Origin of the sequence: Paraburkholderia sediminicola, assembly GCF_046026895.1 — a bacterium.
GTDB lineage: Bacteria > Pseudomonadota > Gammaproteobacteria > Burkholderiales > Burkholderiaceae > Paraburkholderia > Paraburkholderia sediminicola_C.
Map to the genome: position 1 here is coordinate 1 of NZ_JAQQEU010000079.1, position 16,395 is coordinate 16,395.

Below are 16,395 nucleotides of genomic sequence, written 5' to 3' on the forward strand. Positions count from 1 at the left end.
CCTCCAATGTCGTTATGTGCATTGACGCAAAAACTATCTGTTCGTCGGCTCCGACAGCGGGGGCGAGCGAGCCGCCGCGATGTATAGCTTGATCGGGTCGGCAAAGCTCAACGGGATCAACCCGCGCGCCTATCTGGAATACGTCCTGACCCATATCGCTGATCACAAGATCTCACGCATCGACGAATTGCTGCCCTGGAATGTGGCCGACAAACTGAAGCCGGCCACTCCGCCTACACCCTTAACCGGGTAGATCTGGATAGATTTGCGTGGATCGTGTCCATGATCGGCGATCGTGGACACGATCCCCCGTGATCTATACGAATTCCACCACGACAGCACCATCATGCCTCACGCGCGCGCGAATGAGGAACTGGCCCAGCCGAGTCGCTTACCCAGCGGTGTAGACGCTGGTTCCAGCGAATGCTTCATTCGCCTCGGGGATGGGCGCCGCATTGGTGCTGAACACGGGATCAATGAGAATTCGCTTGCCAGCCAGTTGCACGAAATATGAGTTGTGCCCGAGCCATACGGCGAGGTCCTCTGCCGCATCAAGTGCCGTGAGGTCCGTCTTCTCGGACGGAATAACGCCTTGCGGCCCCCGAGGCGAAGCGTTTCATCAAAGAGCCTTCATCGACCTTGAGCCGATAGTTGCGCAGATTTCGACGAGGCGTTTTGGCAGCAAGCCAGCAACCTACCAGGCGCCTCCGGGAACGATTCGGGTAAAGCCCGGCCCTGTATGGCTTACACAAAATGGCGGACGGAAGAACGCCCTGCTAGAAGGGCTCTAGCCAGACCTGCTGCTTACGCCGGCACTGAGAGGGAAGCCATGTCAATCACGAAGCGGTAGCGCACGTCGGCCCGCTCCATCCGTTCCCACGCTTCGTTGATCTGATCCATATGAATCAATTCGCAGTCCGGCAGGATGTTCTTGCGCCCGCAGAAGTCGAGCATTTCCTGAGTTTCCATGATGCCGCCAATCGGCGAGCCCGCGATGCGTCGACGACCGACAATGAGCGGAACCGTGCTTGGTTCAGCAAGCGGGCCTACCTGACCGACGAGAACGATAGTGCCGTCGACGTCGAGCAGCGGCAGGTAAGGATTCAGGTCATGACGGACCGGAATGGTGTCTATGATGAGGTCGAAACTGGATGCGGCCTTCTCCATCGCTGCGTTGTCGGTGGAGAGCAGAAGTGCGTCGGCACCGAGTTCTCTCGCATCAGCCGCCTTGTCAGGCGTGCGGCTCACCACGGTCACGGTCGCACCGAGAGCCGACGCGAGCTTCACTGCCATATGCCCAAGGCCGCCCAGACCGATGACGCCGACCCGGCTGCCGGGACCGACCGCCCATGTGCGCAAGGGAGAGTAGGTCGTGATGCCCGCGCAGAGCAGCGGGGCCACACGGGACAGGACAAGACTGTCGGGCACGCGAAGCACGAAGTCCTCGCGGACCACGATATGTTTCGAATAGCCTCCCTTCGTCGGCTCATTCGTGACCCGATCGAATCCACAGTAAGTTTGCGTGTTTCCTTCGCGGCACAGCTGCTCCAGGCCCTTGCGGCATTGGTCACATGTCATGCAGCTGTCCACCATACAGCCGACGGCGACGTGATCACCGACCTTATAGCGCTTCGCGTGTGGTGCCACATCAATGACGCGGCCCACAATCTCATGACCCGGCACCAGCGGATAGTTGGACCAGCCCCAGTCGTTACGAGCCTGATGCAGGTCGGAGTGACAGACTCCACAGTACTGGATCTCGATTGCAACATCGTTGAGTCGCAGCTCGCGCCGCTCGAAGTCATACGGTTGAAGCGGTGAGGTCGGGGTTTGAACGGCAAAGCCTCGCGTCTTCATCGTGGAACCTCTTTGGGATAAGTGAGAGAAAGTAGCATCCGGCAGCAGTTGGCATGCTTGCGGATATGGGGGTCTTGCGCTTTGAGAGCCTGACACCGTTCGTGGACACCTGCTGGACTGTCCGGACGGCGGAATAGTCGATTGTATGGAAAGATCGACGAGGAATTAAGCCGCACAGACGCATGGCGCTATGAACTGTGCTCACGAGTCGCGGCGGCGGACTCAGCCCGCCTGGTTGCCTGGTGACGTCGGTGGCCGCGCATGCCGAGCGAGGCATGGTGCACGCCTCGACGGCCGTCCATGTATCGTTGTGCGGGCGGGTGCGCGGCCGTGTGATATTTACAGGCCTGCTGTCTGTCCACCGTCAATGACTAAAGCGTGGCCAATTGCAAATCCGGCTACGTCGGAGCACAGCCAGAGAACCGTGTTGGCAATCTCCTCGGGCCGACCGAGGCGACCAATCGGCTCTTGCGCAATCATCCGCTGCCGATTCTCTTCGGTACCCTGAGTGAAGCGACCAATCATCGGTGTGTCGATAATGCCCGGACACACAGCGTTGATCCGGACACCGTCCTTCCCGTACTCGAGAGCGGCGGACTTTGTCAAGCCAATTACCCCGTGCTTGGTGGCACAGTAGGCGCCCTGACCACGGATTCCAACAACGCCCGCGCCTGAAGACGTGTTCACGATCGATCCGCCACCGTTCTTGAGCATGATTGGAATCTGATACTTCATGCAGTAGAAGACGCCGCCGAGATTGACGCGCACAATGCGCTCGAAGCCCTCGTCGCTAATATCTGCGGTATAGGCGAGCGGTTGCTCGATGCCTGCGTTGTTGAAAGCGAAGTCGAGTCGACCGAATCTATCGATGGTCGCGGCAAGAGCCGCCTGAACGTCTTCCGGTTTCGAAACGTCGCATTTCACAGCAAGCGCTCGCACGCCTTCCTGTTCGATCATCTGTGCAGTCGCCTTGGCACCTTCTTCCGAGAGGTCCACAACAACAACGTCAGCGCCCTCCTGCGCGAAAGCTAGCGCTGTTGCCTGCCCGATTCCGTTTGCTGCGCCGGTAACGAATGCCACCTTGCCTTCATAATTCCACTTGCGATGAGTCGTCATTGCTTCCTATCTCCGTTAAGTTACTCGCTCTGAAGGCGAGCGATATTTCGCCAGACATATGGGGGAGCCGGCTGTAGTTATTCCGACGGTTCGAAAAAGGTGAGACCGGTGCGCAACGCGGGTCCGAAGTTTCGCATCAGTCCAGACATTGAACGAACAGCTCTGCGCACTATGGCGCCTTGTACGCCGTACCTCAGGCGGCTAGTTCGGCCTTGTAAATAGCACTGTGTGGCTGCCGCGCTTGCAGTTGTTCATCCGTTCCCAGATAAACACAGCAATACAGCGTGGTTCCGTTTCGTCCACCCATCGCGCATGAGACGGCGTTGCCTTCGAATTTGACGCGGTCTGTAACTTCGCCGCCCTCGATTACACGGAGGAATTCACCCGTGTTATAGCAACCGGCCCAGATGGCTCCATGCTTATCGACGCAGATTCCATCAGGGTGCCTGCCGCCCAGATCCGCGAAAAGGCGGCGATGAGATAAATCCCCATTTACAGCCCGGTCATAGGCGGTGAGCTTCCCGCTCCATGTTTCGGCCACGACCAGCGTACGTCCGTCATCCTTGATGACCGCTCCGTTGGGGAATTCAAGTCCGGTGGCGGCCACCCGAATAGAGCCGTCGGGCTCAACGACGTGCATCTCAGTCGCTTCTACCGGCGCTCCGCCGAAGAGGTCATACCCGAAGTTGCCCACGTAAGCTCGACCCATGTCGTCTACAACCAGATCGTTGAGGTCGCCACGCGCGAGATCCGTCAGGTCCGCGTACACAGACAAAACGCCCTCCGACACCTTCATCAGTTTTTTATCGGCGCAGGACACCACGATGGGGGTTTTATCCGGCAAAAACCCGATTCCGGCTGGCCGGCCTGGCACGTTGCACACCACGCTACGAGTGCCGTCTTCGAACACGGTATATAGCTTGAAATCGAAGACATCCGAGACCCAAAGGCGATTGTCGTACCACCTGGGCGCCTCCAAGAAAACGAAGCCGTCAGCGACGAGCGTCGCCCGATGCTCTTTCATGAATATTCTCTTGTAGTGGAAATGACGCTGTGAAGTGTCTCCTTCCCAACTAGCTTATTGCCCGCACCGTCGTTAGGTCTAGTTCGTTTTTATTGCTTCGACGGTAAGTTAGGCTGACAACGGATTGCACGGCGGGATGCCCCGACAATCTCACGATACGGTTTGAGCATAGAGGCTGCAATCAGGACACCGGTACAGGGAAGCCCGCGGTCGCCATCGTTGGCACTGCACTACCGGCGCGAGCTGCGCAGGTATCTCCCCGGTCCCGCTAGCCCGCGCGATGCCCCTTTCCTTTTCTTAAGACATGAATCTTGTTGCTCTCGACCCAACCGCCTGTCTTCTTAAGGTAAGCGTTGATATGAGGGGCGTTGCAGTGCGCGTTGAAAGCCTCTTCGTTTTCCCACCGCTCGATGAAGATGAAGCAGCGGGGCTCCCGCATATCGCGATACATCTCGTATTCAAGCATTCCCTTCTCCCTGTGAGTAGGTGCAAGCAACGCGTCGAGTGCATCGGCCAGTCTCTCCTCAAACCCGGGTTTGGCGACGGAGATAGCAATTGCGGACACCTCGGACATGTTGTACTCCTATGAAATGGGAATGAGAGGTGAGGATATACGCAAGCATTTCATAAAGAAAGCGCTCGTCAGAAGACCTATCCCGGAAGGCGCGGAATGGCGGGCAAAAAGCCGCCCTTCTGAGTCGGGTTTTACCCTGATGTGAGACTTATCGGCGATCGCCTGCGTAGCCTCTGTCGCGGGCAGAGGACGCTCAATCGGGCCCCTACAGGCGGTCAACGGGAAATCCGATCTCAGGTTTAGCGGTGCTTACCCTCACGGCCAGAAAAAGCGACTAGCCTAACCGACACCTCCGAAATAACCTTCAACAAACGGAGACACCGACTTCCTGGATCAGCAGCCAATCAGCATGGACATATACGATTACATCATCATCGGCGCCGGATCGGCCGGCTGCGCGCTCGCTCGCGGCCTCAGTAACGACCCTGGTAACAACGTGTTGCTGCTGGAAGCAGGGCCTCCCGCTGACAAATTCTGGGTGAATACGCCTGCCGGTATGGCGAAGCTGTACTTTCACAAAGAGCTGAATTGGAATTACTTTACCGACCCGATGCCGGCACTTCGCAATCGCAAGATGTACTGGCCTCAGGGCAAGACGCTAGGCGGCTCGAGTTCCATCAACGGAATGATTTTCATCCGCGGCCACCGCAATGATTTCGATAGCTGGCGAGACGAGGGAAATCCTGGCTGGGGCTACGAGGACCTGCTGCCGTACTTCAAGAAGATGGAGCACAATGAGCGCGGGGCCGATGAATATCGTGGCGCTGGTGGTCCGTTGTGGGTAAGCGATCCTGTCGTGAAAATGCGAAGCTCCCATGATTTCATCGAAGCTACGGAGCGTCTAGGCATTCCACGAACGGAAGATATCAACGGCGCCTTACATGACGGTGTCGGCTTCATGCAGCACACCATTCGTGGTGGCCGCCGTTGCTCCGCCTACACCGCATTCATCGAGCCAGTTCGTCATCGGCCGAACCTGACCGTGCTGACTGGTGCCGCAGTGCAGCGCATTGTGCTGAGCGATAATGTCGCAACGGGAGTAGAAGTCCTTCTGAACGGAGAGCGTCGAATTTTTGATGCGGCGAGAGAAGTCATATTGTCGGCCGGATCGCTCAATTCTCCTCAAGTCCTAATGCTGTCAGGCATTGGACCGGGCCAGGAACTGCAACGGCACGGCATCAGAACTCTTGTGCAGAGCCCCGGTGTCGGACTCAATCTGCAAGATCATTTCTACGTTCACGGAGGTTATCGCTCGACTCCAGATAGTTCTTACAACCTGGAGTTGAGCGGCATCCGGAAGTACCTGGAAGGCGCGCGTTACCTGCTGACGCGCAACGGTTACCTGGCGCTCGGCTCGTCGCAGGTGGGGGCCTTTGTGAAAAGCCGTCCAGAAGAGCCCTACGCAGATCTGCAAATCAGTTTCAGGCCGATGACCTTCACCTACTTCCCGGGCGGAGAGTGTGAAGTCGAACGCGAGCCTGGCATGGGCGTCTCGGTTTACCTCTTGCGTCCGCGTGCTACGGGCACCGTGACGTTACGGTCGGCGAATCCGGCTGAACCGGCCGTATTCAAACCGAACTTCCTGACTAACGACGATGACAATCGGGCCATGATCGCGGGCGTGAAGCTTATCCGGCAAATCATGTCGACCGAGCCGATTGCGTCGCGCGTCATCGAAGAGCAGATTCCCGGCCCCGCGGTGAAGACGGACCAGCAGATTCTCAACTGGATGGAAATGACTGGCAATTCAGCGCACCACCAGGCCGGCACGTGCAAGATGGGACGCGATGGGCTAGCGGTAGTGGATGAGCGTTTGCGCGTGCGAGGTGTCGAACGTTTGAGGGTGGCTGACGCTTCAATCATGCCCCATCTCACGTCCGGCAACACGAATGCTCCGACGATCATGATTGGCGCCAAGGCCGCGGATATGATTTTGAAGGACGCGGTCCCTCGTCGCGTCACCCGTGAGGCGGCAGTGCCTGCCTGAAATGCCATGAACGAGAGCGCTTTTGTCGGCAACTCAATGAGCCTGCCGGCTGACGATAGATAGACAACACAGCGACCGCGAGCATGCTCGCGGTGCGCATGGTCAACGTAAGCGAACAGGGATGTCATCGATGTCAACTGCAAGTCATCAGAGCGCTGAAAACAAGGTAGAAGCGCAATACCCTCGCGTCGGGCTTTATATCGACGGCGAATGGATCTTCGACCGCGAAACGGCAGTCGAAGTGAGAAACCCGGCTACCGAAGAAGTATTGGGTAAGGTCCCAAAGGCGACCGGCGAGGACCTCGCGCGTGCCTTGGACGCTGCGGCGCGGGGTTTTCTGGCGTGGCGCGACACGCCGCCTCAGCAACGCGTCAAGGTAATTCAGAAAGCCACCGCGCTGATGCGCGAGCGACTGGGGCTCATCGCCACGACGATCACACTCGAAAACGGCAAGCTGTATTCCGACGCGTATGCGGAGGCCGACCGCTCGATGAACTTTTTTGAGTGGAACGCCGCGCAGTCACTGCGTGACTACGGGTTGATCGTTCCCGGTGAATCGCAGATGCAGAAGTTCATTCTGCGACAGCCGATTGGCCCGGTGGCAGCATTCACGCCCTGGAACGTGCCTATCAGTTCTGCAGCGCGCAAGGTCAGTGCGGCGCTCTCGGCCGGGTGCTCCGTCATCCTGAAGGCAGCGGAGGAAACGCCTGCCACCGCGTGCCTCCTCGTAAAAGCCTTTGAGGACGCAGGTCTTCCTGCCGGCGTATTGAATCTTGTATTTGGCAACCCCGCGGAAATTTCGTCGACGCTCATTGCATCTCCAGTAATTCGACTGGTGACGTTCACGGGCTCGGTTGGGGTTGGGAAGCATCTGACGCAGTTGGCGGCTGCGGCGATGAAGCCTGTGCTGATGGAGTTGGGCGGGCATGCTCCGGTACTCGTATGCGAAGGTGTGGATGGTGCTGCCGTCGGACGACTGGCAGCGCGAGGCAAGACGAACGCCAGCGGGCAGATCTGTGCATCTCCTTCCCGATTTATCGTTCATAGCAGCGTGTACGACGATTTCGTGGCCGCTTTCGCGGGTGCGGTGCGGGAGGTGCGAGTTGGCGACGGGTTCAGCAAGACCGCGCAAATGGGTCCAGTGGCAAGTGCGCGCCGACTTTCCGCAATGCAGGGACTTGTAGCAGACGCTAAACAGCGCGGCGCCCGAGTTGCCGCGGGGGGCGCCCGCATCGGAGATCGAGGCTATTTCTTCGAACCGACGGTACTGGCTGACGTACCCATCGACGCAGATGCTATGACGATCGAGCCTTTCGGTCCTCTCGCAGCCTGCGTGCGTGTAGACGAGCTGGGCGAGGCTATTGCGCTTGCAAACAGCCTTTCGGTCGGCCTGGCAGCCTACGCATTCACCAACGCTCTTCAGGATGCCGAACAGATCAGTCGTGAGCTCGAATGTGGCGTCTTGTCCATCAATCACTTCGGCACGCCGGACGCAGATACGCCTTTTGGCGGTGTCAAGGACAGCGGAATCGGACGGGAGGGAGGCCCGTCAACGCTGGATGCATACATGGTCACCAAGACAGTGTTGCAAAAGACTGTACGCATCTGAGAAAGCACCGAAGTGTCGCGGCCTGGAATCAACGTGATCAAAACGGGGTGACGTTGACGGCACGGTCTATGTCGAGCCCGTGAAGATGGGTCCGCAAGCGTTCGAGGCATTCTACGCTGCTGTAACGAACCCTCAGATGCCAAAGGGCAATTTCATCGAAATAGACACATCAAGCATAACAAAAGAAAACGTATCAGGTTGCATCCCCAATCGTGATAGCTGCCCGGGCATCTTGATCATCGTTTTTGAGCGGTCGGTTCGAGACAACAGTGGGGTACACAGAGAGACGATCGCGTGATTCGTACAGGCAAGCCTGGACAGATCTGCGGTTAGCAAACCAACTAAATATGGAGACAGTAATGAAAAAGTACATCAGGAAAGTGGCACTGATCGGCGTAACCGGCGTTTTGGCGCTCGTGACAGACGCCGCCATGGCCAAGGACATCACGCTGGGCTACGTCGCTGCGGGCATGCAGTATCCCTTCAATGTCGCAGCAGCGAGAGGATTTGAGGCGGCAGCGAAGGCGGCGGGCGTCAAAACGATTGTCCTCGACGCGAAGACAAGCGTCGAAAGGCAGGGAAATGCGGTTGACGACCTCATCGCTCAAAAGGTCGACGGGATCGCGGTTCTTCCAATCGACGCGGTGGTAGCTCAATCCTGGGTTGACCGTGCCGCATCCCACAACATCCCGTTCGTGGCGGTCGCGACGCAAGTCGGTGATCCGCAAAAGCATCCAATCAAAGACGTCTATCCGAAATTAAGTGCATTGGTCGCAAGCGATGAGGTGCACGCCGGATACGATGCGGCACAGATTGCCGCAACCTTGCTTCCGAAGGGGCGGACAGCGAATATCGCGATCGTCGAGGGAGCGCCTGGCTACCCGACGGTATGGCAGGTGACAAAAGGCTTCAAGGAAGGACTCGACAAGGCCGGCATCAAGTATCAGATCGTCGCCTCGCAGCCCACCGACTGGACTCCTGAGAAAGGGGAGTCTGTGTGCCAGAACATGCTGTCTGCACACCCCGACGTTGACCTTTTCTTCAACCAGGCCGACGACATGGTCATTGGCTGCGCTCGAGCTGTACGTGCGGCGGGTTCCCACGCAAAACTCGTCAGTCGAGGCGGATCGCGGCTCGGCATAAACGCCATCAAGGCTGGCGATGTCGATGGCACTGTTTGCATCCAGCCTGGAAAAATGGGCGCGCTCGCGTTCAAGGCCTTGTATGCGGCGGTGACTAACCCCGGCGCGCCGAAAGCACAGTTTGTCGATGTTGACACCCCCCAAGTCACGAAGGCCAGCCTGTCCCAATGCGTGCCCGAGTGGTAAGCAAGGATGTCAATTGAAGTTGTAGGAGGCAGCCAAATGGAAAACGAAATCCCGCTTCTGCAACTGCAGGGCGTGACGAAGACATTCCCGAATGGTCTGACCGCGATGCGCGGAGTCAACCTCAACGTCTCGCGCGGAACGGTTCACGGGTTGCTCGGCGCAAACGGCGCCGGCAAATCGACGCTAATCAAGATCCTGTCGGGCTCGTTTCCCGCTACGGGCGGACTAATCGTCTGGAAGGGGACGCCAGTTGAATACTCGAGTCCAAAAGCCGCGAACGACATGGGGATTGCTACGATTCATCAGCACATTCCCCTCGTGCCGACGCTTTCGGTGCTCGAGAATGTATTCCTGGGAGAGGAAAGCCGGTGGCGCCGTAGCACGGTCATTGGCAAGCGTTTTTCTGATCTCTGTCGGCGGGTCGGGTATTGGCTTCATCCGGACGGGCTCGTGAGCGACCTGTCCATCGGACAACGCCAGATGGTCGCGATTCTGCAGGCGCTTGGAACGGGCGCCGACCTGATCGTGATGGACGAGCCGACGGCGTCCCTCGCAGCAAGTGAGCGGGAGGTTGTCTACCGGATCGTGCGGCATCTGTCCCGCGTCGAAGACAAAGCGATTCTGTTCGTGTCGCATTTTCTCGACGAGGTCATGGCGCTCACAGACCGGGTCACCATACTTCGTGATGGGCAGGCAGTCGTCGATGCGGAAACCTCTGAGCTTGACGAGTCGCGTCTTGCAGAAGCTATCGTTGGACGGCAGATCGTTGCACTGGAGCGGGCGGCCATGCAGCCAGTCGATCTGAGCGCGCCTGTGTTGCTTGAGCTCAAAGACGTCGCGTCTCCCGATAATCTCGAAACCATCTCGTTGAAAGTGCGTGCGGGGGAGGTCGTGGGGATCGCGGGGCTGCTTGGCTCCGGTCGTAGTGAGCTTCTACATGCGATTTTTGGTGCGGACCCCGATGCCACGGGCGATGTGCTGGTCGAGGGTCGATCGATTGGCAAATCGACGGCTGCAGCAGTGAGGGCCGGGCTCGGATTGGTTCCAGAGGACCGTATGGAACAAGGTCTCGTCCCTGGGTTCGAGATCTGGCGCAACACAACGCTCCCCGCACTCAGCGGCGTTTCACGAGGACGCTGGTTGCCGGATCCGGCGCGAGAGCGCAAGCGCGGCGCGGAGGCGATCCGTCGCCTGTCGATCAAGGCGAGTTCGCCGGACATCCTCGTGACGGAGCTCAGCGGAGGCAATGCGCAGAAAGTAACGATTGCCAAGTGGCTATTCAGCGATGTGAAGGTGTTCTTGCTGGACGAGCCGACCGCAGGCATCGACATCGGAGCGAAGACGGACGTTCTGCTGCTCGTTCGCGAGCTGGCTGCAGCGGGCAAAGCGGTAATCATGGTTTCGTCCGAATTCGAGGAGCTCCTGGCAGTGAGCAGCCGGATCCTCGTTATGCGCGACGGGCGTTGTATTGCTGAGCGCGCTGGCCACGAGACGTCCGAGCATGAACTGATGTTGTTGGCGGGCGGCAAGAGTGCGAACCCGCCTAGCGAGCAACGCGCAGGCGCGCAATCTTGAAAGAGAGAGTAATGATGAACCTGACGACTTCGACCCATTCCGCACCGTCTGGTGGCGGCAATGAATCCCCAGGCGGGCCGACGGACGGCGCTTCTCAAATGGCGCAAGGACAAATGACCGATTGGCGACGATTGCTCAGTCTTCGCGAGATGGGCGTTTACTATGCGCTAATCCTGCTGGTACTGACTATCTCTGGCGTCACCGCCTATACCGGCAGGCCCAGTTACCTGAGCGTGGTGAACATCTCCAACGTCCTCTATCAGTCGTCACTGGTGGCCATCATCGCGGTCGCCATGACGGTGATTCTGATTACTGGCAATTTCGACCTTTCGGTTGCGTCGGTGGCGGCGCTTTCGGCAGCCGTGCTCGTGGGTCTGTCCGACACCCTCGGGTTCTGGCCGGCGGCGCTCATTGCGATGCTCGTCTCGATTCTGGCGGGCCTGTTGAACGGTGCGATCGTCCAATACCTGGGAATCAATGCGTTTATTGTTACGTTGGGGACGTTGACCGCCATCCGCGGTGTGGTTCAAATCTACACCGATGGCCGGTCTTTGTCGGTCGATACGCCCCAGGCGTTGCAGGCTATGCGGACGTTCGAATCAGGCCGCCTGCCCGTCGCCATTCCCCTCATCCTCATTGGTGCTGCGCTGTTGTTGGCGGGTTGTTGGTTCCTGCTGCGAGCACGTCGCGACGCACGCAATATCCCTGCGACATCCTTTGGCATGATCGCTGGCGGAATATGCTGCCTTGCTCTCGTCTGGGCCGGCGGACTGTCACTTGCGATGCCAAAACCCGTCGTATATATGGCGATTTTCACGGCGATTGTCTGGTTTGTCCTGAGCACGACGAGCATCGGCCGGCGAGTCTATGCGGTGGGCGGCAATCCGGAGGCGGCGCGCTTGTCCGGGATCAATGTCAAGCGCTACAAGATGGCTGGCTTCATCCTGTGCAGTGCGGCGGCGGGTTTCGGCGGCGTGTTGTTCGGCAGCCGCCTGGGAGCGGTCAACCCAACTGCGATGCAAGGTGCAGAGCTGACTGTTATTGCCTCGGCGATCCTCGGCGGGACTTCTCTGTTTGGCGGCGCGGGTTCGGTTATCAAAACCCTTGCAGGCGCGCTGCTCCTGTTCACCCTGACGAACGGGTTCAACATCCTCAACCTGGGTGCGAACTATCAGGGCGTCATCGAAGGAACGGTTGTTGTGACGGCGGCTGCTATCTATACGGTCGGCGGGTCACGCCGCCGTAAGCGCTAGCCTCTACCCGATGGGACGATGCGCTTGTGTTTGGCCGTAAAGGTCGACAAATGGCGCGCCGGGTCCTCCGCTGGTAGGCCCGGGACTATGCAGGGCCAACCCGCATCGATGCGTATCAACGCGATCGGATCCATCTTGGATCGAGCCCAGTTCAGGAGACGTTCATGGCATGTCTTGATCTCAGCGCGCCCGGTGTTCTCACGCCAGCTGAGAGGGAGATCATTTCGCAGGGACTCAGCGCGTTGTTACGTGAGCGATACGTGGCTTACGAAATCGCAGTGAAGGTAGCGCTTTCTCGTGGCCACAGTCAGCCCAGCGTGAGTGATTTCGGGCTGCCTGACATCCTTCGTCTCAGCCGACTGATCTAGCGGAGCGCCCGCGTGTAGCACGCGTTCGTGGCAGTTCGAGTGGATTGCTCGACCGTACCGGCGGCGGGTTCTCGCTCTGTCCGCCAACGCATGTTGCCTGTTGCATCAAATATGAAGCTTGTGTGGAGGATTGACGTGGCCAAGCAAAGTACCATTCGAACGCTTTCGGCCGGTTCGATCGGCAATTTTGGCGAAATCTACGACTTCGCAGTTTTCGGATTCTCCGTTCCGATCTTAGCGGTCCATTTCTTCCCCGGCAACGACCGTACCGCAGCGCTTCTGAGTACCTTCGCCGTCTACGCGGTAGCGTTCTTCGCCCGGCCTCTGGGGGGATTGATGTTTGGCGTGATCGCGGACAAGGTCGGGCGCGTGCAGGTCATGGCGACCACTGTCTGGCTCATGGCGCTTGGCACTGCCGTAATTGGCCTCCTGCCTACTTATGCCGGTATTGGAATTGCAGCCCCCATCCTTCTTGTCATATGCCGGATCGCGCAAGGCCTTGCGCTCGGTGGCGAGACGACGGGCACCACCAGTTTCATCCTCGAATCCGCGCCGGCGGACCGTAGAGGCGGTTGGATCGGTTTGACTCTGATATTTTCGCATCTGCCCAATGCTTTCGTGGCAATACTCCTGATCGGCCTCCAACTTGCGGCAGGCGCGACTTCATACGCCGAGTGGGTTTGGCGCGTCCCCTTTCTTGCCGGTGGACTTATCGGCATCGTGGGCTTCTGGCTGCGGCGCAATCTCGACGAGCCCGATGAATTCAAGCAAGCGACACGCAAGACACGTCCGAAGAATCCTCTTCTTACCGCGATCCGGGAAGGAGGTCTGAAGGGCATGCTCAACGTAGCGATGATTCAGCCTATTCAGACTGTGGGCTCGTATCTGGTACTGGGGTTTATGTACACGTTTCTCGTTCGTGTGGCGAAGCTCGATCCGACATCGGCGCTTTTCACGAACGCCGCCGCCGTCGTTGTGCTGTCGTTCATGATTCCGCTCGGAGGAATGTTGAGCGACCGCTTCGGTCGTAAGCCCATACTCACTTTCGGGGCTGCATGGTTGGCTTTCGCTGCCTATCCCGGTATTTATCTGGCGGCAACGGGCACGATTGCGGGCGCGTTGATCGGTCAGCTCCTGCTGGTTGTGGGAGTCGGACTGTATGGTGGTGCATGCTTCGTCGCCGCGCCCGAGTTTTTCCCGACGTCATTCCGTGCGACGGGACACGCGATTTCGTATCAAGTCACCGTGGCCGTGTTCGGAGGGACGACACCCTTGATCGGCACACTTCTGGTCCGGGCGTTTGGATCGCCGCTTGCGCCCGCTTACTACGTTGCAGTAGTCGCGGTTGCCTGTCTGATCCTGACTCAGTTCGTGCCCGAGACAAAAGGCGTGAGTCTGCGTACCGCCACCAGTCCGGCGTCCGATGATCGCGCTACTGGCGCCGTACATGAAGCGAGATAATTTCGCCCGGTGCCCGCTTCGCGCGGAATGAAACGGGCACCGGCCTGTCACGGTTCCTGAGTGTCCACGTCTATCGGCGGCTGAGCTGCTGAGCTGAACGGGGCCGCCGGAGCACTAACGGGCCGTGTTCTGCAATTACGCGGCTACGCGATCCTTACGCTTACGAAGCAGCTGAATGGCCACGCCAGCGGTGCAGGCAACGATCACCGCGCTGACCACGAAGACCGCACGGAGTCCTGCGTGCCCGCCGACCCAACCAAGGGCCGGGCTCCCTATCGCCATCGCCACGTCCAGAAAGGCGGTGTAAAGGCCCATCGCCATTCCACGATTCTTGGGCGGTACTCCACTGACTGCCTCGACACCGAGCCCCGGATAAACGAGTGAATAACCGAAACCGGCAACGGCCGCCCCAACAGATGCGACCAGGCTCGTCCTGGCCAGCCAAATGAGCAGCAGGCCTACGGCTTCGACGATGACGAAAACGAAAGCGACTCTCGCTCCCCCGAACCGGTCGGGAAGATGGCCTGCTATCGCGCGCGCCGCGATCAGTGCGACGCCAAAGGCCGTGAAGGCCATCCACACAGGCTGCCAGTGCATAACCGTAAAGAACAGCGAACTAAACGCCAAAATTGCGCAGTAACCGATACTGGCGAGCGCCGCGCCGAGTCCAGGCAGCCAGACCACCTTAACGATCGTATTGAAGGAGGCATGTTCCCCGTGGGGGTGCGACTCGACTGCGGGGGGCCTGACCAGACAAGTTAGCACCATCAACGGCAGTAGAGCGGTCACGAGGGCGATTGCTAGAAAGCCGTACGACGTATAGAGAACGGTTCCAATGGGACCGCCCAGCGCCATTGCTGCGAACATGGCTGTTCCCACCCACGCGATGACTTTTCCGGCATGTTTGCTGTGGACGAGACCGAGCCCCCAAGCGACGCCCCCGGTAATGATGAAGCTTTCCGCCCCGCCGAGCACCGCACGGCCGACAAGCAGGATTGAAACGGAGAGCTCGGGCATCTTCACGAAGACGAGCGACAGAACATACAGCAACCCGGCCGCAGCTGCCGCGATGAGGCCGACGAGCACGCCGCGTTTCGCGCCACGTCTGTCGGAATAGGATCCCGCCCCGACGCGCGAGAACAGCGACGCCGCGAACTGCGCACCAGCGACGAGGCCAACAACGAATGGACCGAACCCCAGATCGTTGTTCACGTGTAAGGGCAGTACCGGGAGCGCTACGCCGATGATGAGGAAGCCGGCGAGCACTGCGGTCATCACCGGCACCAGCGTTGTAACAACGCACTGCCCGGCAGTGTCCGTTAAAGGTGGCTCAACCATACAATGCACCTCTACGTTATGTATCCGGGATTTCTTGTAAAGCGTTTGAGAATTTGCCTCGCTAATCCGACGATAGCCGTTTCGACCGCGACCCGCACGCGTTGTCAATGGGCGGTGAAGCCACCATCGACGGGCAGGCCAACGCCGATCACAAAGCTCGCCCCCGGACTGCACAGCCACAGTACTGCGGCAGCAACTTCCTCAGGCCGACCGAGTCGCCCGATAGACTGCTCTTTCATGATGTCGGCCATGACCTCCGACTGCCCCTTTAGCATGTCCTGCACCATTGGGGTATCAATCGTGCCAGGGCACACCGCGTTAATCCGGACGCCACGGGGCGCGTACTCTACGCCAGCGCTTTTGGTCATGCCTAGAACTGCATGCTTGGTACCGTGATAAGACGCACGCCCAGGCAAGCCGACCAATCCACCGAGGGACGAGCAGTTCACGATTGCACCCGAGCCTTGCGCGCGCATGATGCGCAACTCGTGCTTCATGCAAACCCATACCCCGAACTGATTGACCGCAGTGACACGATGGAAGCTATCCGCTGGCTCGTCGGCAGCATCGCTTGGCGGCACCTGGATGCCTGCGTTATTGAAGGCCATATCCAGAGCGCCGAATTCGGCCACTGTTCGGTCAACCGCGGCGGCCACCTGGTCCTCGTTAGTCACGTCGCAGTCGACGCCGATGGCAGTGCCGCCTTCGCTAACGATCTTTGCCGCCTGCTGTCTCGCGAGATCGCCGTCGCGGTCCGCTAACACGACTGACGCGCCGCTTTGCGCAAATGCACGGGCTGTGGCCAGCCCCATGCCCATTGCAGCTCCCGTCACGAACGCAACTTTTCCCTTGAAGTCGTAGATGACATTCATGGTTTGCTCCCTTCCATGTGAAGTTCAGGACGT

At 58.9% G+C, this 16,395-nt stretch carries 13 protein-coding genes and 1 pseudogene; 8 read left to right on the top strand and 6 right to left on the bottom strand.

The features are described 5' to 3' along the window. Positions 1 to 25: 25 nt before the first annotated feature. Positions 26 to 253 (top strand): annotated as a pseudogene (locus PQR02_RS33360) (transposase domain-containing protein); the annotation flags it as partial. Between the two features lie 42 nt (positions 254 to 295). Then, the gene (locus PQR02_RS33365; protein ID WP_408241841.1) at positions 296 to 514 is read left to right on the top strand and encodes a hypothetical protein; all 219 of its coding nucleotides are present in this window, start codon (positions 296 to 298) and stop codon (positions 512 to 514) included. 290 nt (positions 515 to 804) lie between these two features. Here PQR02_RS33365 and PQR02_RS33370 read toward each other — a convergent pair whose 3' ends face one another. The 4 genes from PQR02_RS33370 to PQR02_RS33385 form a co-directional block, all read right to left on the bottom strand. Further along, on the bottom strand, positions 805 to 1,857 hold the full coding sequence (locus PQR02_RS33370) for an NAD(P)-dependent alcohol dehydrogenase (protein WP_408241844.1): 1,053 nt from the start codon (positions 1,855 to 1,857) through the stop codon (positions 805 to 807). Positions 1,858 to 2,196: 339 nt separating this feature from the next. Next, positions 2,197 to 2,973 carry an SDR family oxidoreductase gene (locus tag PQR02_RS33375; RefSeq protein WP_408241847.1) on the bottom strand — a complete coding sequence of 259 codons (777 nt, stop codon included), beginning with the start codon at positions 2,971 to 2,973 and terminating at the stop codon, positions 2,197 to 2,199. 193 nt (positions 2,974 to 3,166) lie between these two features. After that, on the bottom strand, positions 3,167 to 3,997 hold the full coding sequence (locus PQR02_RS33380) for an SMP-30/gluconolactonase/LRE family protein (protein ID WP_408241850.1): 831 nt from the start codon (positions 3,995 to 3,997) through the stop codon (positions 3,167 to 3,169). 268 nt (positions 3,998 to 4,265) lie between these two features. After that, positions 4,266 to 4,571: a putative quinol monooxygenase gene (locus PQR02_RS33385; protein WP_408241853.1), complete on the bottom strand. Its 306-nt coding sequence runs from the start codon at positions 4,569 to 4,571 to the stop codon at positions 4,266 to 4,268. A gap of 349 nt (positions 4,572 to 4,920) precedes the next feature. Between PQR02_RS33385 and PQR02_RS33390 the strand changes: the two genes are divergently transcribed. The 6 genes from PQR02_RS33390 (at position 4,921) to PQR02_RS33415 (ending at position 14,152) form a co-directional block, all read left to right on the top strand. Then, complete coding sequence (locus PQR02_RS33390; RefSeq protein WP_408241855.1) at positions 4,921 to 6,558, top strand: GMC family oxidoreductase; 1,638 nt, start codon at positions 4,921 to 4,923, stop codon at positions 6,556 to 6,558. 130 nt (positions 6,559 to 6,688) lie between these two features. Further along, complete coding sequence (locus tag PQR02_RS33395) at positions 6,689 to 8,167, top strand: NAD-dependent succinate-semialdehyde dehydrogenase (protein WP_408241857.1); 1,479 nt, start codon at positions 6,689 to 6,691, stop codon at positions 8,165 to 8,167. A gap of 359 nt (positions 8,168 to 8,526) precedes the next feature. Then, positions 8,527 to 9,495 carry a sugar ABC transporter substrate-binding protein gene (locus PQR02_RS33400; RefSeq protein ID WP_408241859.1) on the top strand — a complete coding sequence of 323 codons (969 nt, stop codon included), beginning with the start codon at positions 8,527 to 8,529 and terminating at the stop codon, positions 9,493 to 9,495. A 36-nt stretch (positions 9,496 to 9,531) separates the two neighbouring features. Beyond that, the gene (locus PQR02_RS33405) at positions 9,532 to 11,070 is read left to right on the top strand and encodes a sugar ABC transporter ATP-binding protein (RefSeq protein ID WP_408241861.1); all 1,539 of its coding nucleotides are present in this window, start codon (positions 9,532 to 9,534) and stop codon (positions 11,068 to 11,070) included. An 11-nt stretch (positions 11,071 to 11,081) separates the two neighbouring features. Next, the gene (locus PQR02_RS33410; RefSeq protein WP_408241863.1) at positions 11,082 to 12,323 is read left to right on the top strand and encodes an ABC transporter permease; all 1,242 of its coding nucleotides are present in this window, start codon (positions 11,082 to 11,084) and stop codon (positions 12,321 to 12,323) included. A 503-nt stretch (positions 12,324 to 12,826) separates the two neighbouring features. Then, positions 12,827 to 14,152, top strand: a complete 1,326-nt coding sequence (locus tag PQR02_RS33415; protein ID WP_408241865.1) for an MFS transporter — start codon at positions 12,827 to 12,829, stop codon at positions 14,150 to 14,152. 135 nt (positions 14,153 to 14,287) lie between these two features. Here the strand turns inward: PQR02_RS33415 and PQR02_RS33420 are convergent, their stop codons facing one another. Both PQR02_RS33420 and PQR02_RS33425 read right to left on the bottom strand, forming a co-directional pair. Next, positions 14,288 to 15,490, bottom strand: coding sequence for an MFS transporter (locus PQR02_RS33420; protein ID WP_408241867.1), 1,203 nt, complete (start codon positions 15,488 to 15,490; stop codon positions 14,288 to 14,290). Between the two features lie 104 nt (positions 15,491 to 15,594). After that, the gene (locus PQR02_RS33425) at positions 15,595 to 16,362 is read right to left on the bottom strand and encodes a glucose 1-dehydrogenase (protein ID WP_408241869.1); all 768 of its coding nucleotides are present in this window, start codon (positions 16,360 to 16,362) and stop codon (positions 15,595 to 15,597) included. Positions 16,363 to 16,395 lie beyond the last annotated feature (33 nt).

Excerpts from the sequence above, each read along its gene's own strand:
- PQR02_RS33370 (WP_408241844.1), bottom strand. The coding sequence starts at position 1,857 with ATGAAGACGCGAGGCTTTGCCGTTCAAACCCCGACCTCACCGCTTCAA.
- PQR02_RS33375 (WP_408241847.1), bottom strand. The coding sequence starts at position 2,973 with ATGACGACTCATCGCAAGTGGAATTATGAAGGCAAGGTGGCATTCGTT.
- PQR02_RS33380 (WP_408241850.1), bottom strand. The coding sequence starts at position 3,997 with ATGAAAGAGCATCGGGCGACGCTCGTCGCTGACGGCTTCGTTTTCTTG.
- PQR02_RS33385 (WP_408241853.1), bottom strand. The coding sequence starts at position 4,571 with ATGTCCGAGGTGTCCGCAATTGCTATCTCCGTCGCCAAACCCGGGTTT.
- PQR02_RS33390 (WP_408241855.1), top strand. The coding sequence starts at position 4,921 with ATGGACATATACGATTACATCATCATCGGCGCCGGATCGGCCGGCTGC.
- PQR02_RS33395 (WP_408241857.1), top strand. The coding sequence starts at position 6,689 with ATGTCAACTGCAAGTCATCAGAGCGCTGAAAACAAGGTAGAAGCGCAA.
- PQR02_RS33400 (WP_408241859.1), top strand. The coding sequence starts at position 8,527 with ATGAAAAAGTACATCAGGAAAGTGGCACTGATCGGCGTAACCGGCGTT.
- PQR02_RS33405 (WP_408241861.1), top strand. The coding sequence starts at position 9,532 with ATGGAAAACGAAATCCCGCTTCTGCAACTGCAGGGCGTGACGAAGACA.
- PQR02_RS33410 (WP_408241863.1), top strand. The coding sequence starts at position 11,082 with ATGATGAACCTGACGACTTCGACCCATTCCGCACCGTCTGGTGGCGGC.
- PQR02_RS33420 (WP_408241867.1), bottom strand. The coding sequence starts at position 15,490 with ATGGTTGAGCCACCTTTAACGGACACTGCCGGGCAGTGCGTTGTTACA.
- PQR02_RS33425 (WP_408241869.1), bottom strand. The coding sequence starts at position 16,362 with ATGAATGTCATCTACGACTTCAAGGGAAAAGTTGCGTTCGTGACGGGA.